The sequence below is a fragment of the Saccharopolyspora sp. NFXS83 genome, from assembly GCF_026241095.1.
Taxonomy (GTDB): domain Bacteria; phylum Actinomycetota; class Actinomycetes; order Mycobacteriales; family Pseudonocardiaceae; genus Saccharopolyspora_C.
The window spans coordinates 398,257-424,135 of record NZ_JAPFGB010000001.1; the positions used below are offsets into that span (position 1 = coordinate 398,257).

Consider the following 25,879-nt stretch of genomic DNA (forward strand, 5'->3'; position numbering starts at 1 on the left):
CCGTCGTTCGCACCGCTGTTGATACCGTTCCCGCCGCACGAGGAGATCGGTTGCGATGCGTGGACATCGACCACGGGCGCGACGGCGAGCATTGCGGGGGACGGGCGTGCCCGAAGACATCAGCGCGACTGAGCGGATGGTCCGCGACTGGCAGGAGCGGGCGACGGAGAAGGCCGAGAAGTTCGGCCGCATGCAGGCGCAGATCGAGCAAATCTCCGTCACCGAGGGCTCGCGCGATGGCGCGGTCCAGGTGACGGTCGGGTCCAGCGGCATGATCGAGAACCTGGTGCTCGCCGAGAACGCGGGCAACCGCCCGATGGCCAAGCTGTCGGCCGAGATCATGCGCGTCGTGCAGCTCGCGCAGTCGAAGCTGCCCGAGCGCATGCGGCAGGCCGCGGCGGACACCGTCGGCGAGGACGACGAGGCGGTGCGGCACGTGCTGGGCCAGGCGACCCGGTTCTTCCCGGAGGCGCCCGAGGAACCGGATGAGCCCGCGAAGCGGCCGGGCGTCCAGGAGATGCGCATCGGCACCGACGAGGAGGACCGGCCGCAGCGTCCTGCGCGCAGGCCGAGCCGTCCCGCTCCGGACGACTTCGACGACGACGACTTCAGCCGCGGCTCGTTCCTGCGCTGACCGGGGGAGCTGAGATGTCCGAGCAGATGAACGTCGTCATCGAGAGCCTGCGCGCGCACGCGTCCAAAGTGGACGGTGTAGCGGACGAGCTGGACGACGCCGCGCGGACCTCCGAACAGGTGTCGATGGACAACGACGCCTACGGGATCCTGTGCCGACCGTTCGCGTGGATGGTCGACCAGGCCGAGCAGCAGGGGATCGACACGATCAAGGAAGCCGCGAAGGCCATCCGGGACACCGCGGAGGAGGTCCGCGCCGCGGCCGAGGACTACCAGTCGGCCGACGACGGCAACCGGGACATGTTCGGCGGTGTGCAGGCGTGACCAACCCGCTCATCAACGCGCAGAACGCCGCCGACCCCGACGAACCGCCGGAGAGCATCAAGGGCATCGGCATCGCCGAGTCCTGGCACGACGTCACCAGCCTCAACGACGGCTCCAGCTGGATCGAGTCCGGGCTCGCCTACGGCGGACTGGCGATGGAAGCGGTCAGCGTCGTCGTCGACCCCATCGGCACGCTGCTGTCCTATGGCCTGTCGTGGTTGATCGAGCACGTCCAGCCGTTGCAGGACGCCCTGGACTGGTTCGCGGGCGACCCCGAGGGCGTCGAGGCGTACGCGACGAAGTGGCAGCAGGTCGCGGCCTCGATCAACACGGCGGCGACCGGGTACTCCGAGGCGGTCCAGGCCGACACCGCGCAGTGGACCGGTGCCGCGGGCGACGCCTACCGGCGGCACGCAGCCGAGAAGGGCGAGGCGCTGACAGGCGCGGGGAAGCTCGCGGAGACCATCGGCACGGTCGTCGGGGCGATGGGCATGGTCGTGTCCTTCGTGCGCGACTTCGTGCGGGACCTGATCGCCGACTGCATCTCCCGGCTCATCACCTACGCGCTGGAGGCGTGCGCGCCGCCGGTCGTCTCGCTGGCGTGGGTGGTGCCGCAGGCGGTGGCGTTCATCGCCAAGACCGTCACCAAGATCTCCGACATCGTGCAGAAGCTGCTGAAGACCATCAGCAACGTCTCGCCGAAGATGGCGAAGATGGTCGAGGCCTTCGGCGACATCATGAAGCTGCTGGGCAAGGGCGGGAAGCAGGCGAGCGAGAAGGCGGCCCAGGCCGGGCGGTTCGCCGCGAAGGCCGCCGACAAGCTCGACGTCTCCGGCAAGATCGCGGACAAGGCGGCGGAGAAGGCGTGGCGGAAGGTCGACGACGCCTTCGGCACCGACGTGGTCGGCAAGCACCAGGCCAAGTTCGGACCGGACCTGCCCGGCGGGTCCGGTGGGGACGGCTCGGACGGGGCCGGGGATTCCGGTGGCCTGAACGACCGGTCGGCACCGGGCACTCCGTCGCGGTCGACGGGGTCGGACGGGGACGTCTCGTCGGTTTCCAGTGGTGAGGCGGGGAGTTCGCCGCGTTCGGCCGCTTCCGGCGGCGTTGACGCGCCGAGCGGCCCGGCGCGAGCCGGCGAGGGCTCCGCTACCGCGCAGCCGGGTTCGCCGGGCGGCGATGTGCACGGGTCGGCCGCGCAGGGCGGTTCGGTCGGCGGCGGTGCGCACGGTCCGGCGGGCGGCGGTGTCCCGGAGAACGCTTCGCGACCGGACGGCTCGGCGTCTGGCGGACACGGTGGACAGTCGTCGGCCGTCGGCGGTTCCTCGGCGGGTGACTCGCCGGCCGGTGGTTCGAGGGCGGGCGACCCGTCGTCCGGCGGCTCGCCGGGTGGTGGCCCCGCGCCCGATGGGCGTTCGGCGGGTGGATCGCCGGGTTCGTCCGCGGAAGTGCCGAACCGTCCGGCTTCCACAACGGCCTCCGGGGTCGAGGCCCCCGCGCGCCCCCAGCCGTCCGGGCCGGATGCTCCGGCCGCGCCGAACGCGCCGCGCCAGGACCAGCAGGCCGCCCCCGCAGGTGGTGGCCCCGCCGGGGCAGGAGCACCCGCAGGTGGTCCCGGTGGCGCGGCATCCTCCGCAGGAGCACGCCCCGGCTCCGGCGGCTGGACCGGCACACCCGGCAGCCCCGGCGCAGCTCGTCCCCCGGGCGGGAACTCCGGTGGACTGCCGGGGCCGCGCGGCCCGGAAGCGCCGGGGAGGCCAGGCGGAACCCGCCAGAGCGGCCCGCGCGGCCCTGAATTCCCGCGCGGTCCCGGACGTCCCGACGGAGCACCGCACGGCGGTTCGGGTCCGGACGGTCCGCCTCGGATTCGGCAGGACGGACCTCCGCAGGGGCCGACACATCCGCAACGTCCCGACGCGCCCCAGCCCGGCAACGGCCCGCGCAGCGCCGATCGGGCCGACGGTCCGCACCACCCGTTCCGCGCGGGCGGTGCACCGGCGCAGCGCCCGGACGCACCGCGCGGCCCACATCCGGATGCGGGCCCTCCGCGGACTCGGCGCCCGGACGGCGCACCGGCTCCCGCCTCACGCCCGGACGCGCCACGCGCCGCCGGACCGCGCGCCACTCACGCCGATGCCGCTGCACGCGCGCGTCCGCACGGCGCTCCGCACGCCCCGCGCGGCGGCCCGGCACCTCGGCCGAACGGTGCGGGCGGATCGCCGTGGGAGTCGGTGCGTCCCGAGCACTACGGCGGAGTCCGAGGCGCCCCGGCACCGGCGACGTGGGGCCCGGGCCGGCAGCGCCTGGCGGCGGAAACAGCGATCCGCGAGGTCTCGCTCGGACGCCACGAACCGCCCAGCGCCCCGGAACGATCGAAACCGGCCGCACCGGAGCAGTCGAAGTACTCGACCAGCGAATCGATGGCCGCCGAGGAGTCGATTCCGAACGAGAAGCGGTTCGACCACCGCTGGAACGTCGACGGAAGCCGCTTCCGCAGGCTCGACATCTCCGAAGACCTGCACGCGAAGCTCGGCACCGACGTCCGGGACATCCGCGCGACCACCGCCGGGATCTCGATGGTCCGCCACTCCGGACCGGTGTTCAACAAGGCGGAGTTCCAGCAGAAGCTGCCGCGACCGGCCGTGGACCCGAAGCGCTTCACGGTCGAGGTGCACGGCGGTCCGCACGGGGTGCGACTCGGCGGCAACGACCTGGACGCGAAGGAATTGGCCGAGGTCATCAAGGCCGCACCCGGCTACAAGCCGGGCGAACCGGTCCGCCTGCTGGCCTGCCGCACCGGAGCCGACACCGGCGACGGCACGCCGAACTTCGCGCAGGAACTGTCGAAGGAACTCGGCGTCGAGGTCGTCGCCCCGAAAACCGACGCCTGGGTCGACAACTTCGGCAACATCTACGCCAGCAACGACCGCGCGTCCTTCGCCCCCGACGCCTCCGGCGCCCCGCAACCGCGCTTCGACGAACCCGGCCAGTGGACCGCCTTCCGCCCCGACGGCACCACGGCCGTGCACGACAGCCCCTACCCGCCGGGCCACGAACCGGAATGGGTCCGCTTCGGCCACCAAGCCGAAGCCGCGGAACGACGCTCGATCTGGCCGTTCAGAAGGAAGAACAAGGACGACGAGCCCGACTTGTCGCCGTTCGCGAATCCGCAACCGCGGTCCGGCTCGGGGCCGTCGTGGATGCCGCCCGATTCTCCGCCACCGCCGGGGCCGCCCGCGAGCCAGTGGGGTGGACCGCCCCCGGCTCAGCGCGGTCCGCAAGGTTTTCCGCAGCAAGGAGCGGGCGGCGCGGCTGCGTCGTTCCCGAACCAGCAGCCACCGGTCTCTCCGTCCGGACCCGGTGCTGCGCCTGGGCCGAATGTTTCGCACGGGTCAGGCGTTCCGCACGGATCGAACGTCCCGGGGCCGAACTTCCCACCAGGGGTGAGGCCACCGCACGGGCTGAACGTCGTGCCCGGGCCGAACTTCCCGCCAGGGGCGGGATCGCCGCAGGTGCCGACAGGTCCGCGCGGATCGAGCGGTCCATCAGGACCGGCGTCTCCCGGAGGCGACCTCTTCCCCCGAAGCGCGCGGCACCCCGCACCGAACCAGGCGCAGCAGCCGCACCAGTGGCCGCAGGCGGGGCCTGGCCGAGCTGCACCTCCGCAGGCCCCGCAACGCCAGCACGGAGCCCCGCCACCAGACCCGCGGCGAATGCAGGCGCCCCCGCCCGGTTTCCCGCACGGCGCGGGCCGACCGCACCCCCAGCCGTCCGGACCGGTGCCTCAGCAGCCACCGAACAACCCCGGGCACTCGCACGCCGGGCAGTCTCGGAACATCGCACCGCCGCAGCCGAACCGTCCTCCGCAGGACTTCGGCACGACTGGGCATCAGCCTGAGCCGAACCTCGGGCGGCACGACGCACCAGGACATCAGGCTTCCCCGAGCCCGCTACCGCACTCGGACGAGGCCGCGTGGCGGCGGTCCCCGGAACCTCCCACCGACCCGAACCTGCCGGGACTTCGTGCGCAGGACTCGGAAGGGGGCGTGGCTCGGCTGCCCGACTCCGAAGGCCGAGACAACTCGTTCGACGCGAGGCTCAACCCCGATCCCATGGGATCGCCTTCGCAGCCTTCGCGAGCCCGCCACGACATCGACGAATCCGATTTCCCGGAACCGCGGACGTCGCACGTCGACGCAGGCGAAACCCATCGCGATATCGAGCACGGGCATGAGAGCGACGACCCGCGCTCCGGTCGGAACGGCGATGACCACTCGCCGGACCAGGACCGAGCAGACCTGGATCAGGATCCACGGGATGCGGAGAATCCGGCCGGGGGAGATCGGCCCGACGATGGTGCTGATGCGGGAGAGCACCCCGAGCGCGACGCTGCGGCGTCGACTGCGGACGACCATCCGCGAGACCGTCCTTCGATCGACGATCTGATCCCGCGGTACGGAGCCGAGTTCGATGAGGCTGATCTGTTCGATCAGGTGAAGAAGTCCATCGACGGGACGTACGCCGGCTTGCGGGTGGAGGTGCACGACTTCAGCCCGCAGGCCGACTCGATCGGCATCCGGGCCAAGATCTTCGATGCGTCCGGCAATGAAGTCGGAAACATGACCAGAGATCTCATCCGCGCCAGCGACTCGGGGCCGCTGCTGGCGAACCATAGGATGCTCCGCTTGGACGAGAACGTGCGGGCCGGCGGATTTGCGCGCGAGTTCAACTCCTCGTTGGAGGGTTGGTACAAGGATTCAGGGGTCGAAAGGATCCACTTGCACGCCAATATCGATGTGGGGAGTTACGCTTGGGCTCGGCAGGGTTACGAATTCGATAACCGCAGCCAAGCTGTGGAGCATATTCGCCCGCGCCTGGACCGGGAGATCGCCAACGCCACGAAGGAGCTCGAAGAGCTTCGCTCCTACGAGTCGATGCCGATCGGGATCGAGCGATATGCCGCCGAGCGGAAGTATCGGGACTTTCGAGAAGATCTCGACAAGGCGCAGGATATTCGCGAACGATTTCACGTGGACTCGCCCGATTTTCCGCGTCCGTATGATATCTCCAACCTGTTCAGGCCCGCGGGCTTGGAGGACGGGGAGTCGAGGGATCTCTCGTGGGCGGGCAAGAGGATATTTATGGAGCCCGGCAAGGAAATCGGCTGGCATGGGGTGAAGAAGCTGTGAGGGATGAAAGCGTTGCCCCCGACGGATGGCCGAAGGAGCAGCGCTCTCGGCGTATGGGGAAGATCTCGAAATGGCACGACGCGTGGGCGGAGAGGCGCGAATCCGCTAGTTCTTTCCGGCCGTCCGGCCGAAAAGAGGGAAGCGATTACAATCAGCACTTCGTCGATGTCGAGGCGCCGATCAAACACCTCAACGATTTTGACCGGCGAGCAGCGGAGATCGACGGGTGCGATCCGGACACCAGGCGGTCGATCCCCGATCCGGACCCCGGGGATCGATTTCGGGGAGCCGTGCTGGCGGCCGTCGTCGGCGATGCCTTCGAGCGAGGGGTCGCTGAAGGGGTGGTCGGCGAGCTGTCCTGGAAGCCGGCGCTGAACTACTTCCTCGCTCATTTGGGGAAGGCCGACCCCTTGACCGAGTACGTGTTCACCGGCTCTCCGGTCGGATCATCGTCCTTCGTCCAACTGATGTCCTTCACGGTGGAAGGGCTGATCCGTGCGCACGTGGCTCGGCGGATGAACCCGGTCGACGACGACCCGGCTCCAGAGGTACAGCACGCTTATCAGCGTTGGCTGTACCTCCAGCGCGATCCGCAGGGCGAGCGTTTCCCGTGGTCGCAGTGCGGTGGCCCGTTCGCGGCACGGACCGCGCGACCGGACGGCTGGCTCGTCGAGAGCGAGGCTCTGCTCGAGCAGCAGGCCCTGCCCGCCGCGACGGTCCGCACTCTGGAGGAGTTCGCGCGCACCGGTGCCCAGCGCGGTCCGAGTCCGGGGGCGAGCGGAGGTTCGGTGCTGCCGCGGGCGGCGCTCGCGGCGGTGTGGTCGAACGAGGCGGCCGGCGCGTTCGCCGCCGGCGTCGCGATCGCGAGGCTGACGCACGGGCGCCCGGACGACTACCTGCCCGCCGGATTCGCGGCGGCGTTGCTGCACCAGCAGATCCGTGATGTTCCGTTCTCCGGCTGCTTGGAGGCCGCTCGCGATGAACTGCTGCGCTGGCCGGACCACGAGCGAACGGCACAGATGATCAGTGCCGCGCTCGAGCTGAACAAGGAGGTCCGGTCCCCGACGATGCCCGGCCGGCTCGCCGCGACGTTCCCGGGCGGCGGAGCGGACGGCGCGGAAGCGCTCGCCATCGCGCTCTACTGCGCCCTGGCCAGCGATTACGTGCGAGAAGCGTTGCTGCTGGCCGTGAACTACGCGCAGGGCCGGTCGGCCGTCTGCGCGATCAGTGGTCTGATCATCGGCGCGGAGTGCGGCGTGAACGCCATTCCGAGCGAACTGCGCCGCGTTCCGAGCCTGTACCCACTGGTGGACGAGCTGGTGACCGACGCGCTCACCGAGTTCAGTCCGGCCGCGCCGACCGATGCGTCGTGGACGCAGCGGTACCCGGCATGGTGACGATGATCGATGTTCGGCGGCGGGGGTCCACTAGCGACGGCGCCGCGAACCACGAGGGGGAGAACAGGTGATTCTCGGGAGTCCCATCGCCGGGACCCGCGCCCGGACCGAAGGTCGGCTCGTGCCGCTGCTGGAGTCGCGGGACGGAGCCGCGGTGCTCGACGGCGTCGAGGCGCCGGTTCCGCACGAGCGGATCGACGCCGTCCTGGTGAACCAGGGAGAACCGCCCGAGCCGGGCCGTCCGTTCCCGGCGCCGGCCGCCCACGGCGCGCCGACGAACCCTGCCGCACGCCCGGACGCGCGTACCGAGCTGCGCGGGCTCCTCCCACGGGTGGGGCCGCAGGGATGGCGGGAGATCCGCATCGAGTGCGCGGCGCTCGGCACCCGCATCGAGGTCGTGGCCAGCGTCGTCACCGACGACGGCAGGCACCTGTGGATCCCGCCGCAGGAAGTCGTCGACGCGCTGCAGCGCAGCCGAGCCGTCGAGTACCGGCCGGAGTCGGGGACGTGGACCACGGCGCGCTGTACCGCCGTCGTCGGGGCGGAGCCGGAGTTCGAGACGGGTCACGCCGAGGTCCGGTGGGCGGACGAGGAGGACGATCCGCAGGCCGCCTTCGACGAGCTCCGCTACTTCCCGCGCGTCCAGGCACCGGAGTGGCTGCTCGTCCAGGCGTGGCGGCACTTCGCGGACCACCGCGACGCAGCCGGAGCCCGCGGCTCGGTCCGGATGGCGCAGGTCTTCGACGGCTGGGACGGCGACGGGCGCCCACTGGCGCACCGGCCGGTGCTGCCATGGCTGGAGAAGCAGCTGGTCCTCGACTACCTGCTCAGTGGCGAGGTCGTCCTGTCGGCCCGCAGCACCTCCGAGGACGAGGTCGACCCGCAGCGCCCGCCGGAGGTGCCCAAGCAGTTCCACACCGACGGCACCTGGGCGTGGCCGCTGGCGACGGCGTACTACCTCGACGCCCACGACATCGCGCCGCCGCGCGACTTCCTCGACCACATCCGCCGCAACGGCCACCGCTGCCCGGCGGTCGTCGCCGACCACGCCGCCGAGCAGGCGAAGGCGCTGGTGCTGGGCGCCGACCCGGACGCGCTGGACGGCGAGCGCACCGCCGGCGCGATCGACATGGCCCGGCAGTTCATCGCGAGGTTCGGCGTCAGCCGGCGCTTCTACAGCTTCACCGAACCTCTCGAAGGCGGCTGGAGCATGCTGCGCGAGCCGGACGGCTGGTGGTCGGTGTTCTGCCTCGACGACGGGGAGGTGCGCAACGAGTCCCGCTTCCCGGAGGCCTACGGGGCCGCGGCGCACTTGATCGGAGCGGTGGCGCTCACCCGCACTTCGATGCTGCGGGAACCCGACGAGCCGCTCGCCGACTACGAGTGCCCGATCGAGCCGCTCGGGCCGGACCTGCCGCTGTCGCACTACGACGACAGGTTCGTCGTGGTGCTGCCCGACGGCGCCGAGGTCGACCGGTTCGGGACTTCCGACGGCAACACCGTGTTCGTGCCCGGCACGGGGTTGCCGCACCGCTCGATGCCGCCGGAGCAGGCGCCGGGGGAGTACCGCCGGTACCGGGTGCTCGGTGGTTTCGAAGTGGTGACCGGAGTGATCAAACCCGACCACGGCCAGGTCGGCGGTGGCCAGGCCTACTTCCTCCCGCAGCCGGTCGGCGAGCTCGTCGCCGGCGGCTGGCTCGCGGAGCTCTGATCGTGCGCGCGCGGTGGGTTCCGCGGCCCGCGAGCGGGCTGGCGGCTCTTGCTCGCGGGGGTAAAGTCGGCGGGAACACCACACCACTAGCTCGGTCCGCGGCGGCTTCGGGGAAGATCGAGCAGGTCTTGGGGACCCCGTTTTGACCCCCTCAGAACGGGGCGGGTATCTTTGTTTATCGGACCCGAAAGCTATCGGGTCGGTCCGTATGCCCGTGCGTGAACAGGGGCCACCTCGGTGGTCGTGATCGCGGACATGGGCCGTGCGGAACTCTCCTGACAACCATCGGGTTCGTTCCTGTCGGTGCGCTCCCGCAGGCACCACCAGCGCCGCAAGGCCGAGGAGTGGGCGACACGCCCGACCTCGTGGTGCGGGGGAGGCCTAAGTAAACAGTGCCTGCGAGGTGCTCGGCGCCAGGGCACGTGCCCGGACGCCGACGTTGCGAGCGCCGCCGGGCGAGAGCAACCACGAAGACGCGAACGCTCAAGAGAAAGCCGGTCCATGCCCACCATCCAGCAGCTGGTCCGTAAGGGCCGCCAGGACAAGGTCGCCAAGACCAAGACTGCGGCGCTCAAGGGGAGCCCGCAGCGGCGTGGCGTGTGCACCCGCGTGTACACCACCACCCCGAAGAAGCCCAACTCGGCACTGCGCAAGGTCGCTCGTGTCAAGCTCACCAGCGGCATCGAGGTCACGGCCTACATCCCGGGTGAGGGGCACAACCTCCAGGAGCACTCGATCGTGCTGGTTCGCGGCGGCCGTGTGAAGGACCTCCCCGGCGTGCGGTACAAGATCATCCGTGGGTCTGCCGACACGCAGGGTGTGAAGAACCGCAAGCAGGCTCGCAGCCGGTACGGCGCGAAGAAGGAGAAGAGCTGATGCCCCGCAAGGGTCCGGCCCCGAAGCGGCCGCTCAACGCCGATCCCGTGTACGCCTCGCCGCTGGTCACCCAGCTGGTGAACAAGGTCCTCGTCGACGGCAAGCGCTCGTTGGCCGAGAAGATCGTGTACGCGGCGCTCGAAGGTGCGCGGGAGAAGAACAGCACCGACCCGGTGGTCACGCTCAAGCGCGCGCTGGACAACGTGAAGCCGACTCTGGAGGTCCGCAGCCGCCGTGTCGGTGGCGCGACCTACCAGGTGCCGATCGAGGTCCGCGCCGGTCGCTCCACCACGCTGGCGCTGCGCTGGTTGGTCACCTACTCGCGGCAGCGCCGCGAGAAGACCATGGTCGAGCGCCTGATGAACGAACTGCTCGACGCCAGCAACGGCCTCGGCGCGAGCGTCAAGAAGCGCGAAGACACGCACAAGATGGCGGAGTCCAACAAGGCCTTCGCGCACTACCGCTGGTGACGTCGGGTCGGCTCCTGCCCGCCTCGGCACACCGATTCGACGGCTTGCATCTGCTGTAGGAACGGGGAAGAAACTCGTGGCACGCGACGTGCTGACGGACCTCACGAAGGTCCGCAACATCGGCATTATGGCCCACATCGACGCGGGCAAGACCACCACGACCGAGCGGATCCTGTACTACACCGGGATCAACCACAAGCTCGGCGAGACGCACGACGGCGCCTCGACGATGGACTGGATGGAAGAGGAGCAGAAGCGGGGTATCACCATCACCTCGGCTGCTACCACGACCTTCTGGGAAGACAACCAGATCAACATCATCGACACTCCGGGACACGTCGACTTCACGGTCGAGGTGGAGCGCTCGCTGCGCGTCCTGGATGGCGCCGTCGCGGTCTTCGACGGCAAGGAAGGTGTCGAGCCGCAGTCCGAGCAGGTCTGGCGGCAGGCGGACAAGTACGACGTCCCGCGCATCTGCTTCGTCAACAAGATGGACAAGCTCGGTGCGGACTTCTACTTCACCGTGAAGACCATCCGCGAGCGGCTCAACGCCACTCCGCTGGTGCTTCAGCTGCCCATCGGCACCGAGTCCGACTTCGAGGGCGTCGTCGACCTGGTCAGCATGAAGGCGCTGACCTGGCGTGGTGACGTGAAGAAGGGCGAGAGCTACGAGATCGAGCCGATCCCGGAAGACCTCGTCGAGAGCGCGAACTCGTACCGCGAGCAGCTGGTCGAGGCCGTCGCGGAGACCGACGAGGCTCTGATGGAGGCCTACTTCGGTGGCGAGGAGCTCACCACCGAGCAGATCAAGGGCGGCATCCGCAAGCTGACCGTCGAGCGCACCGCGTTCCCGGTGCTCTGCGGTACCGCGTTCAAGAACAAGGGCGTGCAGCCCATGCTCGACGCGGTCGTCGACTTCCTGCCGTCGCCGCTGGACGTGCCGCCGGTGCAGGGCCTGATGCTCGACGGTGAGACCACCGCCGAGCGCAAGCCGAGCACCGAGGAGCCCTTCGCCGCGCTGGTGTCCAAGATCGCCGTGCACCCGTTCTACGGGAAGCTGACCTACATCCGGGTCTACTCGGGCAAGGTCACGCAGGGCACGCAGGTCATGAACTCCACGCGTGAGCGCAAGGAGCGCATCGGGAAGTTCTTCCAGATGCACTCCAACAAGGAGAACCCGGTCGACGAGGCCCAGGCAGGTCACATCTACGCCGTGGTCGGTCTCAAGGAGACCACCACCGGTGACACGCTGTGCGATCCGCAGAAGCCGATCGTGCTCGAGTCGATGACCTTCCCGGAGCCCGTCATCGACGTGGCCGTCGAGCCGAAGACGAAGGCCGACCAGGAGAAGCTCTCCACGGCGATCCAGAAGCTCGCCGAGGAGGACCCGACCTTCCGCGTTCACCACGACGAGGAGACCGGTCAGACGGTCCTCTCCGGCATGGGCGAGCTGCACCTGGAAGTCCTGGTCAACCGGATGAAGTCGGACTTCAGGGTCGAGGCGAACATCGGTAAGCCCCAGGTGGCCTACCGCGAGACGATTCGCAAGTCGGTCGAGAAGTACGAGTACACGCACAAGAAGCAGACCGGTGGTTCCGGGCAGTTCGCCCGCGTCATCATCGCGGTCGAGCCGATCGAGCAGACTGCCGACAGTGCGACGTACGAGTTCCAGAACAAGGTCACCGGTGGTCGCGTCCCGCGCGAGTACATCCCGTCGGTGGACCAGGGCGCGCAGGACGCCATGCAGTACGGCGTGCTGGCCGGCTACCCGCTGGTGGGCGTCAAGGTGACCTTGCTGGACGGCCAGTACCACGAGGTCGACTCCTCGGAGATGGCGTTCAAGGTCGCCGGTTCCATCGCCCTGAAGGAGGCCGCGCAGAAGGCCTCCCCGGCGATTCTCGAACCGGTGATGGCGGTCGAGGTGATCACGCCCGAGGACTACATGGGCGATGTCATCGGCGACCTCAACTCCCGCCGTGGCCAGATCCAGGCCATGGAGGAGCGCAGCGGTGCGCGTGTCGTCAAGGCGCAGGTGCCGCTGTCCGAGATGTTCGGGTATGTCGGCGACCTGCGTTCCAAGACGCAGGGCCGTGCGAACTACTCGATGGTGTTCGACTCCTACGCCGAGGTTCCCGCGAACGTGGCGAAGGAGATCATCGCGAAGGCTACGGGCGAGTAATTCCCTGTAGTTCGGCGGCGGCCGGCTCGGCCTCATGATCGAGGCCGCGGCCGTCCGCCTCCAAACCCGACAGGACTCCGCCTGGCACTAAATCTTCGCGTAACGCGGGGACTGGCTAGTCGTACGGCGGAAAGAGAACTAAGTCCAGGAGGACAATCCAGTGGCTAAGGCGAAGTTCGAGAGGGACAAGCCGCACGTCAACATCGGGACCATCGGTCACGTTGACCACGGCAAGACCACGCTCACCGCGGCCATCACCAAGGTGCTGCACGAGAAGCACCCGGAGCTGAACCCCTTCACGCCGTTCGACGAGATCGACAAGGCGCCGGAGGAGAAGCAGCGCGGTATCACGATTCAGATCGCGCACGTCGAGTACCAGACCGAGAAGCGTCACTACGCGCACGTCGACGCTCCCGGTCACGCCGACTACGTGAAGAACATGATCACCGGTGCCGCCCAGATGGACGGGGCGATCCTGGTGGTGGCCGCCACCGACGGCCCGATGCCGCAGACGCGTGAGCACGTGCTGCTGGCTCGCCAGGTCGGTGTGCCCTACATCCTCGTCGCGCTGAACAAGGCCGACATGGTCGACGACGAGGAGATCATGGAGCTCGTGGAGATGGAGGTCCGCGAGCTGCTGTCCGGCGAGGAGTACGACGGCGACGGTGCTCCGGTCGTCCGCGTCTCCGCGCTGAAGGCGCTCGAGGGCGACCCCGAGTGGACCGACAAGGTCATGCAGCTGCTCGACGCGGTCGACGAGAGCGTTCCGGACCCGGAGCGCGAGACCGACAAGCCCTTCCTGATGCCGGTCGAGGACTCCTTCTCGATCACCGGCCGCGGCACCGTGGTGACCGGCCGGATCGAGCGCGGCGTCATCAAGGTGAACGAAGAGGTCGAGCTCGTCGGCATCAAGGAAACCGCGCTGAAGACCACGGTCACCGGCGTCGAGATGTTCCGCAAGCTGCTGGACGAGGGCCAGGCCGGTGACAACGTCGGTCTGCTCGTGCGCGGCATCAAGCGCGAGGACGTCGAGCGCGGCATGGTGGTCGTCAAGCCGAAGACCACGACCCCGCACACCGATTTCGAGTGCCAGGTCTACATCCGGTCGAAGGAGGACGGTGGCCGTCACACCCCGTTCTTCAACAACTACCGGCCGCAGTTCTACTTCCGCACCACCGACGTGACCGGCGTCGTGACCCTCCCCGAGGGCACCGAGATGGTCATGCCGGGCGACAACGTCGAGATGTCGGTGCAGCTGATCCAGCCGATCGCGATGGAGGACGGCCTCCGCTTCGCGATCCGCGAGGGTGGTCGTACGGTCGGCGCGGGTCGCGTCACCAAGATCATCAAGTGATCCACCGCGAGGGCCTGCTCCTTCTTTGAAGGGGCAGGCCCTCGCTGGTTTTCGGGTCCGGGCCGCGGTGCGGCCCCGAAAACCACCCCCCGATTCGGGCTGGCATACGGCGTGTGCCATCCTGTATGGGTTGCTCGTTCGGAGCGGCCGGTTTCCCAGGTGTTCATCGCCTATCAGTGGAAGTCCCGGCCGCTCCGCCACGAGAAGCCCCGCGCCCTGGAGTTTCGGAGCAGGACCGGTTTCGGCCGGGCCTGGGCGCTGCGCCGGGAGTTCTCCCGCGTCGCCGTCCGGCAGGGTGCAAAGCAAGAGGTGTACGGGTCTTCGGAAGTGCCCTTCGGGGAGCTTCGTGATCCATCCCAGCGGCGGAGTTCGATGGGACCGGTCTGTTCGCAGCGGGCGACACGCCCGACCGCGTGTACCGGGCACCAGCAACCTGAACAGGGGCGGACCGAGGGCTGAGTTCGACGGGCGGGAGAAATCCCGGTTCGAGAGCTCACCGGCCCAGGCCGCGACGGGCACCCGAAGCCCATGGGCGCAGGCGCCGTCGTCAGCATCGAGCTGAGGACCGCCACAGCGCCGACCACTGGCGGCACGAGACTAGAGGAACGGCAAGCCACTATGGCGGGACAGAAGATCCGCATCCGGCTCAAGGCCTACGACCACGAGGCGATCGACGCGTCCGCGCGCAAGATCGTTGAGACCGTGACGCGCACCGGCGCTCGGGTCGTCGGGCCGGTGCCGCTGCCGACGGAGAAGAACGTCTACTGCGTCATCCGCTCTCCGCACAAGTACAAGGACTCGCGGGAGCACTTCGAGATGCGGACGCACAAGCGGCTCATCGACATCCTCGAACCGACGCCGAAGACGGTGGACGCGTTGATGCGCATCGACCTTCCGGCCAGCGTCGACGTGAACATCCAGTAAGGGTCGGCCCATCGTGAGACGGCTCGTTCGCGGGCCGGCCGTAGTGCGGAGAGAACAAGACTGATGTCTGACAGGCAGATCAAGGGGATTCTGGGCACCAAGCTCGGCATGACCCAGGTCTTCGACGAGAACAACCGGGTCGTCCCGGTGACCGTCGTGCAGGCCGGGCCGAACGTGGTCACCCAGATCCGTACCCCCGACAAGGACGGCTATTCGGCCGTGCAGCTGGCGTTCGGCGCCATCGACCCCCGCAAGGTGAACAAGCCGCGCACCGGCCACTTCACCAAGGCCGGGGTCACCCCGCGCCGCCACCTCGTCGAGCTGCGCACGAATGACGCCGGTGAGTACGAAGTCGGCCAGGAGATCACCGCCGAGCTGTTCGAAGCCGGCACGGTGGTCGACGTGGTCGGCACCAGCAAGGGCAAGGGCTTCGCCGGCACGATCAAGCGGCACGGCTTCCACCGCCAGCCGATGAGCCACGGTGCTCAGGCCGTGCACCGGAAGCCGGGCTCGATCGGTGGCTGCGCCACCCCGGGTCGCGTCTTCAAGGGCATGAAGATGTCCGGCCGGATGGGCTCGGACCGCGTCACCACCCAGAACCTCAAGGTTCACCGGGTGGAGGGCGACTCCGGCCTGTTGCTGATCAAGGGCGCCGTTCCTGGCCCCAAGGGCGGCCTGGTTCTGGTTAAGAGCCCCGCGAAGGGTGGTGCGTGATGAGCGCGACGCTGGACGTCCGTACCCCGGACGGCTCCACCGACGGCAGTGTCGAGCTGCCCGCCGAGATCTTCGACGTGCAGGCCAACGTGGCCCTGATGCACCAGGTGGTGACGGCCCAGCTGGCCGCCGCTCGCCAGGGCACGCACTCCACGAAGACTCGCGGCCAGGTCTCCGGTGGCGGCAAGAAGCCGTACCGGCAGAAGGGCACCGGTAACGCCCGTCAGGGTTCGATCCGGGCTCCCCAGTTCACCGGTGGTGGCACGGTGCACGGCCCGCAGCCGCGGGACTACACCCAGCGCACCCCGAAGAAGATGAAGGCCGCCGCGTTGCGCGGTGCGCTGTCCGACCGCGCTCGCGCCGGTCAGCTGCACGTCGTGACGCACGTGGTCGGTGGCGAGTCGCCGTCGACCAAGGCCGCCAAGTCCGCGGTCCGCATCTGGACCGAGGCGAAGCGGGTGCTGGTGGTGCTGAACCGCTCGGAGGAGGCCAACTCCTGGCTGAGCCTGCGCAACCTCGAGCACGTGCACCTGATCGACCCGGGTCAGCTCAACACCTACGACGTGCTGGTCAACGACGACGTGGTGTTCAGCAAGGCCGCTTTCGAGCGGTTCGTCGCCGGGCCCGTGCAGGGCCGCTCCGCCAAGGCAGCAGCCGTGGCAGCGAGCGCTGAGGAGGCACAGCAGTGATCCCCGACCCGCGAGACATCATCTTGGCGCCGGTCATCTCCGAGAAGAGCTACGCGCTCTTGGAGGAGGGCCAGTACACGTTCCTGGTTCGCCCCGGCACGAACAAGACCGAGATCAAGATCGCCGTTGAGAAGATCTTCGACGTCAAGGTCTCCAACGTGAACACGATCAACCGCAACGGCAAGCGCAAGCGCACCCGCACCGGGTACGGCAAGCGCAAGGACACCAAGCGGGCGATCGTGACGCTGTCCCCGGAGAGCAAGCCGATCGAGATCTTCGGCGGACCGGCCGCCTGACCGGCGCTGATTAGGACGAGGTTTCTACAGAGATGGGCATTCGCAAGCACAAGCCGACGACGCCGGGCCGTCGCGGCTCCAGCGTGTCCGACTTCGCCGAGATCACCCGGTCGGAGCCGGAGAAGTCGCTGGTGCGCCCGCTGCACGGTCGCGGCGGCCGCAACGCGCACGGCAAGATCACGACGCGGCACCAGGGCGGCGGCCACAAGCGGGCCTACCGCCTCATCGACTTCCGCCGCAATGACAAGGACGGTGTGCCGGCCAAGGTCGCGCACATCGAGTACGACCCGAACCGCAGTGCGCGCATCGCGCTGCTGCACTACCTGGACGGCGAGAAGCGCTACATCGTGGCGCCGAACGGCGTCCGGCAGGGTGACAAGGTCGAAAGCGGGCCGCGGGCCGACATCAAGCCCGGCAACAACCTCCCGCTGCGCAACATCCCGACCGGCACCGTGATCCACGCGATCGAGCTGCGCCCCGGTGGCGGAGCCAAGATCGCGCGGTCCGCAGGTGCCCGGGTCCAGCTGGTGGCCAAGGACGGCCCGTACGCCCAGCTGCGGATGCCTTCGGGCGAGATCCGCAACGTGGACGTGCGCTGCCGCGCCACGGTCGGCGAGGTCGGTAACTCCGAGCACTCCAACATCAGCTGGGGCAAGGCCGGCCGCATGCGGTGGAAGGGCAAGCGCCCGACCGTCCGCGGTGTCGTCATGAACCCGGTCGACCACCCGCACGGTGGCGGTGAGGGTAAGACCTCCGGTGGTCGCCACCCGGTCAACCCGAAGGGTCGTCCCGAGGGCCGCACCCGCCGCAACAAGCCCAGTGACAAGCTCATCGTCCGGCGCCGTCGCACCGGCAAGAAGCGCTGAGCAGGGAGGTAGTAGCACATGCCACGCAGCCTTAAGAAGGGCCCGTTCGTGGACGACCACCTGCTCAAGAAGGTGGACGCGCTCAACGAGTCGGGCAAGAAGACCGTGATCAAGACCTGGTCCCGCCGGTCCACGATCATCCCGGACATGCTGGGCCACACCTTCGCGGTGCACGACGGTCGCAAGCACATCCCGGTGTTCGTCACCGAGTCGATGGTCGGGCACAAGCTGGGCGAGTTCGCGCCGACGAGGACCTTCAAGGGCCACGTCAAGGATGACCGGAAGTCGCGCCGCCGCTGAGCGGGGGCGAACCAAGAGCAAGGGGTAGCAGGATGACAGCCCGTTCCGACGACACCGCGGCGGATAACAACCGCGCGGTGGCGCGGGCCCGCTTCGTCCGCGTGACGCCGATGAAGGCCCGTCGCGTGGTCGAGCTCATCAAGGGCCGTAACGCCAGCGAAGCCCTGGCAGTGCTCCAGTTCGCGCCGCAGGCCGCCAGCGGTCCGGTGTCGAAGGTGCTCGCCAGTGCCGTCGCCAACGCGGAGAACAACCAGTCGCTCGACCCCGACACCCTGTGGGTGCACCGGGCGTACGTGGACGAGGGACCGACGCTGAAGCGGTTCCAGCCCCGTGCCCAGGGCCGTGCGTACCGGATTCGCAAGCGGACCGCGCACATCACCATCGAGGTGGAGTCGCGGCCGAAGGCGGCCGGTAAGACGAAGAGCCAGAAGGGGAGTGCCCGGTAGTGGGTCAGAAGATCAACCCGCACGGCTTCCGACTCGGCATCACCACGGACTGGAAGTCCCGGTGGTACGCCGACAAGCAGTACGCGGAATACGTTGCGGAGGACGTCAAGATCCGCCGTCGGCTCTCTCGCGGTATGGAGCGCGCAGGGATCTCCAAAGTGGAGATCGAGCGCACCCGCGAGCGGGTCCGGGTGGACATTCACACCGCCCGGCCGGGCATCGTCATCGGCCGTCGTGGTGCCGAGGCGGATCGCATTCGCGGTTCCCTGGAGAAGCTGACCGGCAAGCAGGTCCAGCTCAACATCCTCGAAGTCAAGAACTCCGAGGCCGACGCACAGCTCGTCGCGCAGGGCGTGGCCGAGCAGCTGTCGAACCGCGTGTCCTTCCGGCGCGCGATGCGCAAGGCCATCCAGTCGGCCATGCGTTCGCCGCAGGTCAAGGGCATCCGGGTCCAGTGCGGTGGCCGTCTGGGCGGGGCCGAGATGTCCCGCTCGGAGTTCTACCGCGAGGGTCGCGTCCCGCTGCACACGCTGCGCGCGGACATCGACTACGGCTTCTTCGAGGCCCGCACCACGTTCGGTCGCATCGGCGTCAAGGTGTGGATCTACAAGGGTGAGCTGGTCGGCGGCCTGAAGCAGAAGCAGGAGCAGTCCGAGGTGCGCGCGCCTCGCGGCGAGGGCGGCGGCGGACGTGGCGAGCGCGGTGACCGCGGTGGCCGTTCCGACCGCGGTGGCCGTCGTCGTTCCGGAGCCTCGGGCACCACCGGTGCCGGTGGCACCGAGGCCGGTCGCGCCGCAGCCAAGGGTGGTTCGGCGGAGAGCCCGGAGCAGGCGCAGACCGCGGGTGACGCGGCGACCGCCAACGCCCCGGCCGTGGCCGAGCCGCAGGCCGATCAGAAGACGGAGGGCTGAGCAGTGCTGGTCCCACGCAGGGTGAAGTGGCGCAAGAGCCACGCACCGAAGCGCAGTGGCTTCGCCAAGGGCGGCACCCGCATCAACTTCGGCGAGTACGGCATCCAGGCGGTCGAGCACGGCTACGTGACCAACCGCCAGATCGAGTCGGCGCGTATCGCCATCACCCGGCACGTCAAGCGTGGCGGCAAGGTCTGGATCAACATCTTCCCGGACCGCCCGCTGACGAAGAAGCCGGCGGAGACCCGTCAGGGTTCCGGTAAGGGCTCGCCCGAGTCCTGGGTCGCGAACGTCAAGCCGGGCCGTGTCATGTTCGAGCTGAACTTCCCGAACAAGAAGACGGCTGTCGAGGCGCTGACCCGTGCGGCGCACAAGCTGCCGATGAAGTGCAAGATCGTGTCCCGCGAGGGTGGTGACTTCTGATGGCGGCTGGTGTCACCGCTGGTGAGCTCCGGGAACTGGGCGACGAGGAACTGCTGGCAAAGGTCCGGGAGTCGAAGGAAGAGCTGTTCAACCTTCGCTTCCAGATGGCGACCGGGCAGTTGGAGAACAACCGCCGGTTGCGCGTGGTCCGCAGGGACATCGCCCGGATCTACACCATCATGCGCGAGCGCGAGCTCGGCCTGACGGTGTCCCCTGACGCGACCGAGGAGGGCGCGGCATGAGCAGCCAGCCAGAAGGACAGAGCGCGGTGCGGAACTACCGCAAGACCCGCGAGGGCTACGTCGTGTCCGACAAGATGGACAAGACGATCGTGGTGTCGCTGGAAGACCGCAAGAAGCACGCTCTCTACAGCAAGGTCCTGCGCCAGACCACCAAGGTCAAGGCGCATGACGAGGCCAACACGGCGGGTGTCGGCGACCGCGTGCTCCTGATGGAGACCCGGCCGCTGTCCGCGACGAAGCGCTGGCGCCTCGTCGAGGTCGTGGAGAAGGCCAAGTAGGACATCGAAAGCGGGCCGGGCGCCGGTATGTCGGCGTCCGGCCCGCTGCCGGTGATGACCGCGCGCGTCAAGTCGGAAATTTGGCGCGCCAGAGTGTGTCCGCGCGCAGGGTGCGGGCACTTAGGGTCAGGAGTCAGACGTGATCCAGCAGGAGTCGCGACTGCGTGTCGCCGACAACACTGGGGCCAAGGAGATCCTCACGATCCGGGTCCTCGGTGGTTCTGGTCGGCGTTACGCGGGTATCGGTGACGTCATCGTCGCCACCGTCAAGGAAGCAATTCCGGGTGCCGGCGTGAAGAAGGGCGATGTGGTCAAGGCCGTCATCGTCCGGCAGAAGAAGGAAAAGCGCCGCGCGGATGGTTCCTACATCCGGTTCGACGAGAACGCCGCGGTGCTGCTCAAGACCGACGGTGGTCCCCGTGGGACCCGCATCTTCGGCCCGGTCGGGCGCGAGCTGCGCGACAAGAAGTACATGAAGATCATTTCGCTCGCGCCGGAGGTGCTGTGATGAAGATCAAAAAAGGCGACACCGTCGTCGTGATCTCCGGCAAGGACAAGGGCGCTCGCGGCAAGGTCATCGAGGCCTACCCGCAGCGTGAGCGGGTCCTGGTCGAAGGCGTGAACCGGATCAAGAAGCACACCAAGGTCTCCCGGACCGAGCGTGGTGCGCAGTCCGGCGGAATCGTCACCCAGGAGGCGCCGATTCACGTGAGCAACGTGATGGTGGTCGACTCCGACGGCACTCCCACGCGTGTGGGTTACCGGTTCGGCGAGGACGGCAAGAAGGTTCGCGTGTCCCGCCGCAACGGGAAGGACATCTGATCATGACCACCACGGAGAAGATCGTCCCCCGGCTCAAGACCCGGTACCGCGACGAGATCCGCAAGGCCCTGCACGAGGAGTTCGAGTATTCGAACGCCATGCTGGTCCCCGGCGTGGTCAAGGTCGTCGTCAACATGGGTGTCGGTGACGCGGCGCGGGACAGCAAGCTCATCGAAGGCGCGGTCCGCGACCTGACCACGATCACCGGTCAGCGCCCCGAGATCCGCCGGGCCCGCAAGTCCATCGCTCAGTTCAAGCTGCGCGAAGGCATGCCGATCGGTGCGCGCGTCACGCTGCGCGGCGACCGCATGTGGGAGTTCGTCGACCGCCTGGTCACGATCGCGCTGCCGCGCATCCGTGACTTCCGCGGCCTGTCGCCGAAGCAGTTCGACGGCAACGGCAACTACACCTTCGGGCTCAACGAGCAGTCGATGTTCCACGAGATCGACCCCGACTCGATCGACCGTCCCCGCGGTATGGACATCACAGTGGTGACCACGGCCACCACCAATGAGGAAGGCCGGCGGCTGCTGCGCCACCTGGGCTTCCCGTTCAAGGAGCAGTGATGTCGGGTATCGCTGGGCGTCGAAACAAGGAGAACTGAGCCGATGGCCAAGAAGGCGCTGATCAACAAGGCCGCGCGCAAGCCGAAGTTCAAGGTGCGCGGCTACACCCGCTGCCAGCGCTGCGGGCGTCCGCGGTCGGTGTTCCGCAAGTTCGGCCTGTGCCGCGTGTGCTTCCGCGAGATGGCGCACGCCGGCGAGCTGCCGGGCGTGAGCAAGTCTTCCTGGTGAGTGCCCGCCCGCTGGGCGATACCCGGTCACGGGTACGCTCGGCGGGCACCACCAGGGCTTTTACCCGCTTCGGCGGGTGGCGCGCGTGCGTGCCGCTGACATGAGCCTGCCGGTCCGGCAGGCATCCGACTTCGCCTAGGCCAGGATCCAGACCTCCCGCCCTGCGGGACGCGTCCGGGCCCGTCGGAACCGGGTGAGAAAGGTGGACCAGGTCACATGACGATGACCGACCCCATCGCAGACATGCTGACGCGTCTGCGGAATGGAAGTTCGGCGTATCACGACGAGGTCGTGATGCCGCATTCGAAGCTCAAGGCGAACATCGCCGAAATCCTCAAGCGCGAGGGTTACGTGACGGGTTCCCGTGCCGAGCAGGGCGAGAAGGGCCAGAACCTGGTCGTCGAGCTCAAGTACGGCCCGAACCGGGAACGCAGCATCGCCGGCCTGCGGCGGGTCTCCAAGCCCGGTCTGCGGGTCTACGCGAAGTCCACGAACCTGCCGAAGGTTCTCGGCGGCCTGGGCATCGCGATCATTTCCACGTCCGGTGGTCTGGTGACCGACCGGCAGGCCATCAAGCAGGGCGTGGGCGGGGAAGTCCTCGCCTACGTTTGGTAAGGGAGGAGGAGCATGTCGCGTATCGGGAAGCTTCCGATCACCGTGCCCTCCGGTGTCGAGGTCACCATCGACGGGCAGGCGGTGACGGTCAAGGGCCCCAAGGGCACCTTGGAGCAGAACATCGCCGAGCCGATCACCGTTGAGAAGGACGATGACGGGTCGGTCCTGGTCAAGCGGCCGGACGACGAGCGCGAGAGCCGCTCGCTGCACGGTCTGTCGCGCAGCCTGGTCAACAACATGGTGCTCGGCGTCAGCAAGGGCTACCAGAAGGACCTGGAGATCCACGGCGTGGGTTACCGGGTGCTGCTCAAGGGCGCGAACCTCGAGTTCTCCCTGGGCTACAGCCACCCCATCGTGATCGAGCCGCCGCAGGGCATCGAGTTCGCGACCGAGGGTGCGACCAAGCTGTCGGTCAAGGGCATCGACAAGCAGTTGGTCGGCGAGATCGCCGCGAGGATCCGCAAGCTGCGCCGCCCCGACCCGTACAAGGGCAAGGGCGTGCGTTACGCCGGCGAAGCCATCCGCCGCAAGGTCGGAAAGACGGGTAAGTGACCATGAGCGAGACAACCACTGCTACGAAGCGCAAGCCCGTGGGCAAGGACATCTCGACCGTGCGTCGGATCGCCCGCGCGAACCGCCACTTCCGGCTCCGGAAGAAGATCAGCGGTACCCCGGCGCGTCCGCGCCTGGTCGTCACCCGATCCACGCGGCACATCGTCGCGCAGGTCATCGACGACGTCGCGGGTCACACGCTGGCGTCGGCCTCCAGCATGGAAGCCGACCTGCGCACCCTCGAGGGCGACAAGAAGGCGAAGGCGACCAAGGTCGGCGAGCTCGTTGCAGCCCGCGCCAAGGACGCCGGTGTCGAGAAGGTCGTGTTCGACCGGGGTGGCAACGCCTACCACGGCCGGGTCGCGGCGCTGGCCGACGCCGCCCGTGACGGCGGCCTGGAGTTCTGACATGCGTACGACTGAGATGACAACGATCGAGAGGGACGCCTGATGCCTGGACGCACTCGGCGTGACGGCGGTTCGGAGTCCGGCGGCAAAGACCGCCGGGACCGCCGCGACGGTGGCCGTGGCGGGGCGGCCCAAGAGAAAAGCATGCAGTTCGAGCGTGTCGTGACGATCAACCGCGTCGCGAAGGTCGTCAAGGGCGGCCGGCGGTTCAGCTTCACCGCGCTCGTGGTCGTCGGTGACACCGACGGCATGGTCGGTGTCGGTTACGGCAAGGCCAAGGAAGTGCCCGCGGCGATCGCCAAGGGCGTGGAGGAGGCGAAGAAGAACTTCTTCCGCGTCCCCCGCCTCGGCGGCACGATCACGCACCCGGTCCAGGGTGAGGACGCCGCCGGCGTCGTCATGCTGCGTCCGGCCAGCGCCGGTACCGGTGTCATCGCCGGTGGTCCGGTGCGCGCGGTGCTGGAAGGCGCCGGCGTGCACGACGTGCTGAGCAAGTCGCTGGGCAGCGACAACCCGATCAACATCGTGCACGCCACGGTGGCGGCGCTGAAGAGCCTGCAGCGTCCGGAGGAGGTCGCGGCCCGCCGCGGTCTGCCGCTGGAAGACGTGGCTCCCGCGTTCATGCTGCGTGCGCGTGCCGGTCAGGGGGCGTGACGTGGCACAGCTGAAGATCACCCAGACGCGTGGCCTGGTGGGCACCAAGAGCAACCAGCGCGACAGCATGCGCACCCTCGGCCTGCGCAAGATCCGGCAGACCGTGGTTCGCCCGGATGACGCGAACACGCGTGGCCTGGTCAAGGCCGTGCACCACCTGGTGACGGTTGAGGAGGTCGACTGAGCATGGTCATCAAGATTCACGACCTGCGCCCCGCGCCGGGTTCGAACCGGGACAAGATCCGGGTCGGCCGCGGTGAGGGTTCCAAGGGCAAGACCGCGGGCCGCGGTACCAAGGGCACCAAGGCTCGCAAGACCGTCTCCCCGCGCTTCGAAGGCGGGCAGATGCCGATCCAGATGCGGCTGCCGAAGCTTCGCGGCTTCAAGAACCGCAACCGGGTGGAGTACCAAGGCGTGAACCTCGGCCGCTTGGCCGCTGCGTTCCCGAACGGTGGCACCGTCGGCATCGACGAGCTGATCTCGGCCGGACTCGCCAACAAGGGCGAGCTGGTCAAGGTTCTCGGTGGTGGTGAGCTGGAGGGCGTCAAGCTGGACGTCACCGCGCACGCCTTCACCGGCAGCGCGCAGGAGAAGATCACTGCCGCGGGCGGTTCGGCTACCAAGCTGGAGAGCTGAACGCTCCGGTGATTCCGGTCGAAAGGGCCGGTCGACCTTCGGGTCGGCCGGCCCTTTCGCGTGTCCGGGGTCGTGTTATCGGTGCTTACGGAGTTTCCCGGGAAAGTTCGCCGCTGCTCGGCGGGGGTGCGGTGACCGATGCCCGGGCATCGGCACAGGGCACCGCGGTCGTTCGAGGTCGATTCCCGGATTTCGCGATTATCGTTGATAACCTGTTTTCCGGCGTCTTTTCCTGGATCTCGTCCGGCGGCTTTCGATTCTCCTCGGGTATATGTGAACGGCGCATTCTCCTGTGGTGAACTGAAACTGATCTGGATCGGTGTTCTCGCGGCGGTTTCTGGCAGGTCCCTGCGGCTGATCCGGAGCGCAACGTCCGACGAGGGGCCTTGATGACCTGGTGTTTCGTCCCGCTTGAAGGTGTCGGGTGCGTGCTGGGCGGGGTCGGCCGGGGTGCGGCGGAGCAGTGGGATTGAGCCGTCCGGGTGCAGCGAAAAGTGTGATCAGTCACCCCCGTTTCGTCGAATGGAAGCGCTCCCATTCGCAGGTACTGGACATTCCGATGCGCGTTTAAGTTGTTCGGACCAGTGCTCCAGAGCACTCCTTCGGAATCAATTATGAGGAGCGGGTATGCGGCGTCGAACGGTACGAGCTGGACTCCCGATCGCGGCGATGTCCCTGCTGGCGGCCACCATTCCCGGAATCTCCGGTGCGGCGGCGGCCGAGGCGAACCCGGCGCGGCACTGCGCCTTCGACGCGGGCACCGGTCAGCAGCGCTGCTTCGACACCCTCGCCGAGGCCACGGGCAGCGCCCGATCGGAGGTGGCGAGCACGCGGGACGGCGAGGTCGTGCAGGGGACCTTGTTCGACGAGGAGAACTACGGCGGGGACAGCTTCACGATCTACGGCGCCGGCCTGTGCGAGAAGGACGGCAAGGTCGAGTACCAGATCGACCTGCCGGACGACTGGAAGGACCGGGTCACCTCGGTGCAGCCGTGGGCGAACTGCTGGATCTGGCTCTACCCGGAGCCGAACCTCGGCGGCGACCGCGACGGGCCGTTCAAGGAGAACACCGCCTACGTCGGTGACCTGATCAACGACCGCACCCAGTCCGTCGGACTCAGCTGAGCGGTCGCCGAGCGCGGCACCGAACCGGCGCCGCCCAACATCGAGGAGAGCC

At 68.3% G+C, this 25,879-nt stretch carries 31 protein-coding genes; all 31 read left to right on the forward strand.

Annotated features, from left to right (window positions below; all coding sequences use genetic code 11):
* The first annotated feature begins 106 nt into the window (after positions 1-106).
* The 31 genes from OOZ19_RS01970 to OOZ19_RS02120 all read left to right on the forward strand — a co-directional run bounded on the left by OOZ19_RS01970 (position 107) and on the right by OOZ19_RS02120 (position 25,827).
* A complete protein-coding gene (locus tag OOZ19_RS01970) occupies positions 107-634 on the forward strand; it encodes a YbaB/EbfC family nucleoid-associated protein (RefSeq protein ID WP_266087507.1) in 528 nt (175 codons plus the stop codon).
* A 14-nt stretch (positions 635-648) separates the two neighbouring features.
* Positions 649-957 (forward strand): type VII secretion target, encoded by a 309-nt coding sequence (locus tag OOZ19_RS01975; protein WP_266087509.1) that lies wholly within the window; start codon positions 649-651, stop codon positions 955-957.
* Complete coding sequence (locus OOZ19_RS01980) at positions 954-6,146, forward strand: DUF8616 domain-containing protein (RefSeq protein ID WP_266087511.1); 5,193 nt, start codon at positions 954-956, stop codon at positions 6,144-6,146. The genes OOZ19_RS01975 and OOZ19_RS01980 overlap by 4 nt, the downstream gene beginning before the upstream one ends.
* The gene (locus tag OOZ19_RS01985) at positions 6,077-7,543 is read left to right on the forward strand and encodes an ADP-ribosylglycohydrolase family protein (RefSeq protein WP_266087513.1); all 1,467 of its coding nucleotides are present in this window, start codon (positions 6,077-6,079) and stop codon (positions 7,541-7,543) included. The genes OOZ19_RS01980 and OOZ19_RS01985 overlap by 70 nt, the downstream gene beginning before the upstream one ends.
* 67 nt (positions 7,544-7,610) lie before the next feature.
* Entirely contained in the window at positions 7,611-9,254 is a 1,644-nt protein-coding gene (locus OOZ19_RS01990; RefSeq protein ID WP_266087515.1) for a TNT domain-containing protein, read from the forward strand.
* Between the two features lie 501 nt (positions 9,255-9,755).
* Positions 9,756-10,130, forward strand: coding sequence for a 30S ribosomal protein S12 (gene rpsL, locus OOZ19_RS01995; RefSeq protein ID WP_009948619.1), 375 nt, complete (start codon positions 9,756-9,758; stop codon positions 10,128-10,130).
* On the forward strand, positions 10,130-10,600 hold the full coding sequence (gene rpsG, locus OOZ19_RS02000) for a 30S ribosomal protein S7 (protein ID WP_184476324.1): 471 nt from the start codon (positions 10,130-10,132) through the stop codon (positions 10,598-10,600). Before rpsL ends, rpsG begins: the two co-directional genes overlap by 1 nt.
* Positions 10,601-10,676: 76 nt before the next feature.
* On the forward strand, positions 10,677-12,779 hold the full coding sequence (gene fusA, locus OOZ19_RS02005; RefSeq protein WP_266087524.1) for an elongation factor G: 2,103 nt from the start codon (positions 10,677-10,679) through the stop codon (positions 12,777-12,779).
* A 160-nt stretch (positions 12,780-12,939) separates the two neighbouring features.
* Positions 12,940-14,133, forward strand: a complete 1,194-nt coding sequence (gene tuf / locus OOZ19_RS02010; protein WP_266087526.1) for an elongation factor Tu — start codon at positions 12,940-12,942, stop codon at positions 14,131-14,133.
* Positions 14,134-14,751: 618 nt separating this feature from the next.
* Positions 14,752-15,057 (forward strand): 30S ribosomal protein S10, encoded by a 306-nt coding sequence (gene rpsJ, locus OOZ19_RS02015; protein ID WP_009948626.1) that lies wholly within the window; start codon positions 14,752-14,754, stop codon positions 15,055-15,057.
* 63 nt (positions 15,058-15,120) lie between these two features.
* Positions 15,121-15,771, forward strand: coding sequence for a 50S ribosomal protein L3 (gene rplC / locus OOZ19_RS02020; protein WP_184476333.1), 651 nt, complete (start codon positions 15,121-15,123; stop codon positions 15,769-15,771).
* Positions 15,771-16,460, forward strand: coding sequence for a 50S ribosomal protein L4 (gene rplD, locus OOZ19_RS02025; RefSeq protein WP_184476336.1), 690 nt, complete (start codon positions 15,771-15,773; stop codon positions 16,458-16,460). Before rplC ends, rplD begins: the two co-directional genes overlap by 1 nt.
* On the forward strand, positions 16,457-16,756 hold the full coding sequence (gene rplW, locus OOZ19_RS02030; RefSeq protein WP_184476339.1) for a 50S ribosomal protein L23: 300 nt from the start codon (positions 16,457-16,459) through the stop codon (positions 16,754-16,756). Before rplD ends, rplW begins: the two co-directional genes overlap by 4 nt.
* 32 nt (positions 16,757-16,788) lie before the next feature.
* Complete coding sequence (gene rplB / locus OOZ19_RS02035; RefSeq protein ID WP_184476342.1) at positions 16,789-17,622, forward strand: 50S ribosomal protein L2; 834 nt, start codon at positions 16,789-16,791, stop codon at positions 17,620-17,622.
* An 18-nt stretch (positions 17,623-17,640) separates the two neighbouring features.
* Entirely contained in the window at positions 17,641-17,922 is a 282-nt protein-coding gene (gene rpsS, locus OOZ19_RS02040; protein ID WP_184476345.1) for a 30S ribosomal protein S19, read from the forward strand.
* Between the two features lie 32 nt (positions 17,923-17,954).
* On the forward strand, positions 17,955-18,368 hold the full coding sequence (gene rplV, locus OOZ19_RS02045; protein ID WP_266087535.1) for a 50S ribosomal protein L22: 414 nt from the start codon (positions 17,955-17,957) through the stop codon (positions 18,366-18,368).
* Entirely contained in the window at positions 18,368-19,279 is a 912-nt protein-coding gene (gene rpsC / locus OOZ19_RS02050) for a 30S ribosomal protein S3 (RefSeq protein WP_266087537.1), read from the forward strand. Before rplV ends, rpsC begins: the two co-directional genes overlap by 1 nt.
* Positions 19,280-19,282: 3 nt before the next feature.
* Positions 19,283-19,702, forward strand: a complete 420-nt coding sequence (rplP, locus tag OOZ19_RS02055; RefSeq protein WP_184476363.1) for a 50S ribosomal protein L16 — start codon at positions 19,283-19,285, stop codon at positions 19,700-19,702.
* Entirely contained in the window at positions 19,702-19,944 is a 243-nt protein-coding gene (gene rpmC / locus OOZ19_RS02060) for a 50S ribosomal protein L29 (protein ID WP_243790119.1), read from the forward strand. The genes rplP and rpmC overlap by 1 nt, the downstream gene beginning before the upstream one ends.
* A complete protein-coding gene (rpsQ, locus tag OOZ19_RS02065; protein WP_266087542.1) occupies positions 19,941-20,222 on the forward strand; it encodes a 30S ribosomal protein S17 in 282 nt (93 codons plus the stop codon). Before rpmC ends, rpsQ begins: the two co-directional genes overlap by 4 nt.
* Before the next feature lie 139 nt (positions 20,223-20,361).
* Positions 20,362-20,730, forward strand: coding sequence for a 50S ribosomal protein L14 (gene rplN, locus OOZ19_RS02070; RefSeq protein WP_184476372.1), 369 nt, complete (start codon positions 20,362-20,364; stop codon positions 20,728-20,730).
* On the forward strand, positions 20,730-21,044 hold the full coding sequence (gene rplX, locus OOZ19_RS02075) for a 50S ribosomal protein L24 (RefSeq protein ID WP_184476375.1): 315 nt from the start codon (positions 20,730-20,732) through the stop codon (positions 21,042-21,044). Before rplN ends, rplX begins: the two co-directional genes overlap by 1 nt.
* Positions 21,045-21,046: 2 nt before the next feature.
* Positions 21,047-21,610 (forward strand): 50S ribosomal protein L5, encoded by a 564-nt coding sequence (gene rplE, locus OOZ19_RS02080; RefSeq protein ID WP_184476378.1) that lies wholly within the window; start codon positions 21,047-21,049, stop codon positions 21,608-21,610.
* A 42-nt stretch (positions 21,611-21,652) separates the two neighbouring features.
* Entirely contained in the window at positions 21,653-21,838 is a 186-nt protein-coding gene (locus OOZ19_RS02085; protein ID WP_184476381.1) for a type Z 30S ribosomal protein S14, read from the forward strand.
* Between the two features lie 216 nt (positions 21,839-22,054).
* Complete coding sequence (gene rpsH, locus OOZ19_RS02090) at positions 22,055-22,453, forward strand: 30S ribosomal protein S8 (protein WP_184476384.1); 399 nt, start codon at positions 22,055-22,057, stop codon at positions 22,451-22,453.
* Positions 22,454-22,465: 12 nt separating this feature from the next.
* A complete protein-coding gene (gene rplF, locus OOZ19_RS02095; protein ID WP_266087547.1) occupies positions 22,466-23,005 on the forward strand; it encodes a 50S ribosomal protein L6 in 540 nt (179 codons plus the stop codon).
* A gap of 2 nt (positions 23,006-23,007) precedes the next feature.
* Positions 23,008-23,412 (forward strand): 50S ribosomal protein L18, encoded by a 405-nt coding sequence (rplR, locus tag OOZ19_RS02100; protein ID WP_184476390.1) that lies wholly within the window; start codon positions 23,008-23,010, stop codon positions 23,410-23,412.
* A 42-nt stretch (positions 23,413-23,454) separates the two neighbouring features.
* Positions 23,455-24,066: a 30S ribosomal protein S5 gene (rpsE, locus tag OOZ19_RS02105; protein WP_184476393.1), complete on the forward strand. Its 612-nt coding sequence runs from the start codon at positions 23,455-23,457 to the stop codon at positions 24,064-24,066.
* Between the two features lies 1 nt (position 24,067).
* The gene (rpmD, locus tag OOZ19_RS02110; RefSeq protein WP_184476396.1) at positions 24,068-24,250 is read left to right on the forward strand and encodes a 50S ribosomal protein L30; all 183 of its coding nucleotides are present in this window, start codon (positions 24,068-24,070) and stop codon (positions 24,248-24,250) included.
* 2 nt (positions 24,251-24,252) lie between these two features.
* Entirely contained in the window at positions 24,253-24,702 is a 450-nt protein-coding gene (gene rplO, locus OOZ19_RS02115) for a 50S ribosomal protein L15 (RefSeq protein ID WP_184476399.1), read from the forward strand.
* Positions 24,703-25,329: 627 nt separating this feature from the next.
* On the forward strand, positions 25,330-25,827 hold the full coding sequence (locus tag OOZ19_RS02120) for a hypothetical protein (RefSeq protein WP_266087553.1): 498 nt from the start codon (positions 25,330-25,332) through the stop codon (positions 25,825-25,827).
* Positions 25,828-25,879 lie beyond the last annotated feature (52 nt).

What these genes read in the sequence shown, in the direction of transcription:
- rpsE (WP_184476393.1), top strand. Translation starts at nt 23,455, where the DNA reads ATGCCTGGACGCACTCGGCGTGACGGCGGTTCGGAGTCCGGCGGCAAA.
- rpsH (WP_184476384.1), top strand. Translation starts at nt 22,055, where the DNA reads ATGACGATGACCGACCCCATCGCAGACATGCTGACGCGTCTGCGGAAT.
- rplO (WP_184476399.1), top strand. Translation starts at nt 24,253, where the DNA reads ATGGTCATCAAGATTCACGACCTGCGCCCCGCGCCGGGTTCGAACCGG.
- OOZ19_RS01975 (WP_266087509.1), top strand. Translation starts at nt 649, where the DNA reads ATGTCCGAGCAGATGAACGTCGTCATCGAGAGCCTGCGCGCGCACGCG.
- rpsL (WP_009948619.1), top strand. Translation starts at nt 9,756, where the DNA reads ATGCCCACCATCCAGCAGCTGGTCCGTAAGGGCCGCCAGGACAAGGTC.
- rplR (WP_184476390.1), top strand. Translation starts at nt 23,008, where the DNA reads ATGAGCGAGACAACCACTGCTACGAAGCGCAAGCCCGTGGGCAAGGAC.
- rpsJ (WP_009948626.1), top strand. Translation starts at nt 14,752, where the DNA reads ATGGCGGGACAGAAGATCCGCATCCGGCTCAAGGCCTACGACCACGAG.
- rpmC (WP_243790119.1), top strand. Translation starts at nt 19,702, where the DNA reads ATGGCGGCTGGTGTCACCGCTGGTGAGCTCCGGGAACTGGGCGACGAG.
- rplE (WP_184476378.1), top strand. Translation starts at nt 21,047, where the DNA reads ATGACCACCACGGAGAAGATCGTCCCCCGGCTCAAGACCCGGTACCGC.
- rpsQ (WP_266087542.1), top strand. Translation starts at nt 19,941, where the DNA reads ATGAGCAGCCAGCCAGAAGGACAGAGCGCGGTGCGGAACTACCGCAAG.
- rplF (WP_266087547.1), top strand. Translation starts at nt 22,466, where the DNA reads ATGTCGCGTATCGGGAAGCTTCCGATCACCGTGCCCTCCGGTGTCGAG.
- OOZ19_RS02120 (WP_266087553.1), top strand. Translation starts at nt 25,330, where the DNA reads ATGCGGCGTCGAACGGTACGAGCTGGACTCCCGATCGCGGCGATGTCC.
- OOZ19_RS02085 (WP_184476381.1), top strand. Translation starts at nt 21,653, where the DNA reads ATGGCCAAGAAGGCGCTGATCAACAAGGCCGCGCGCAAGCCGAAGTTC.
- rplC (WP_184476333.1), top strand. Translation starts at nt 15,121, where the DNA reads ATGTCTGACAGGCAGATCAAGGGGATTCTGGGCACCAAGCTCGGCATG.
- rpsG (WP_184476324.1), top strand. Translation starts at nt 10,130, where the DNA reads ATGCCCCGCAAGGGTCCGGCCCCGAAGCGGCCGCTCAACGCCGATCCC.
- rplX (WP_184476375.1), top strand. Translation starts at nt 20,730, where the DNA reads ATGAAGATCAAAAAAGGCGACACCGTCGTCGTGATCTCCGGCAAGGAC.
- rplB (WP_184476342.1), top strand. Translation starts at nt 16,789, where the DNA reads ATGGGCATTCGCAAGCACAAGCCGACGACGCCGGGCCGTCGCGGCTCC.
- rplD (WP_184476336.1), top strand. Translation starts at nt 15,771, where the DNA reads ATGAGCGCGACGCTGGACGTCCGTACCCCGGACGGCTCCACCGACGGC.
- rpsS (WP_184476345.1), top strand. Translation starts at nt 17,641, where the DNA reads ATGCCACGCAGCCTTAAGAAGGGCCCGTTCGTGGACGACCACCTGCTC.
- rplV (WP_266087535.1), top strand. Translation starts at nt 17,955, where the DNA reads ATGACAGCCCGTTCCGACGACACCGCGGCGGATAACAACCGCGCGGTG.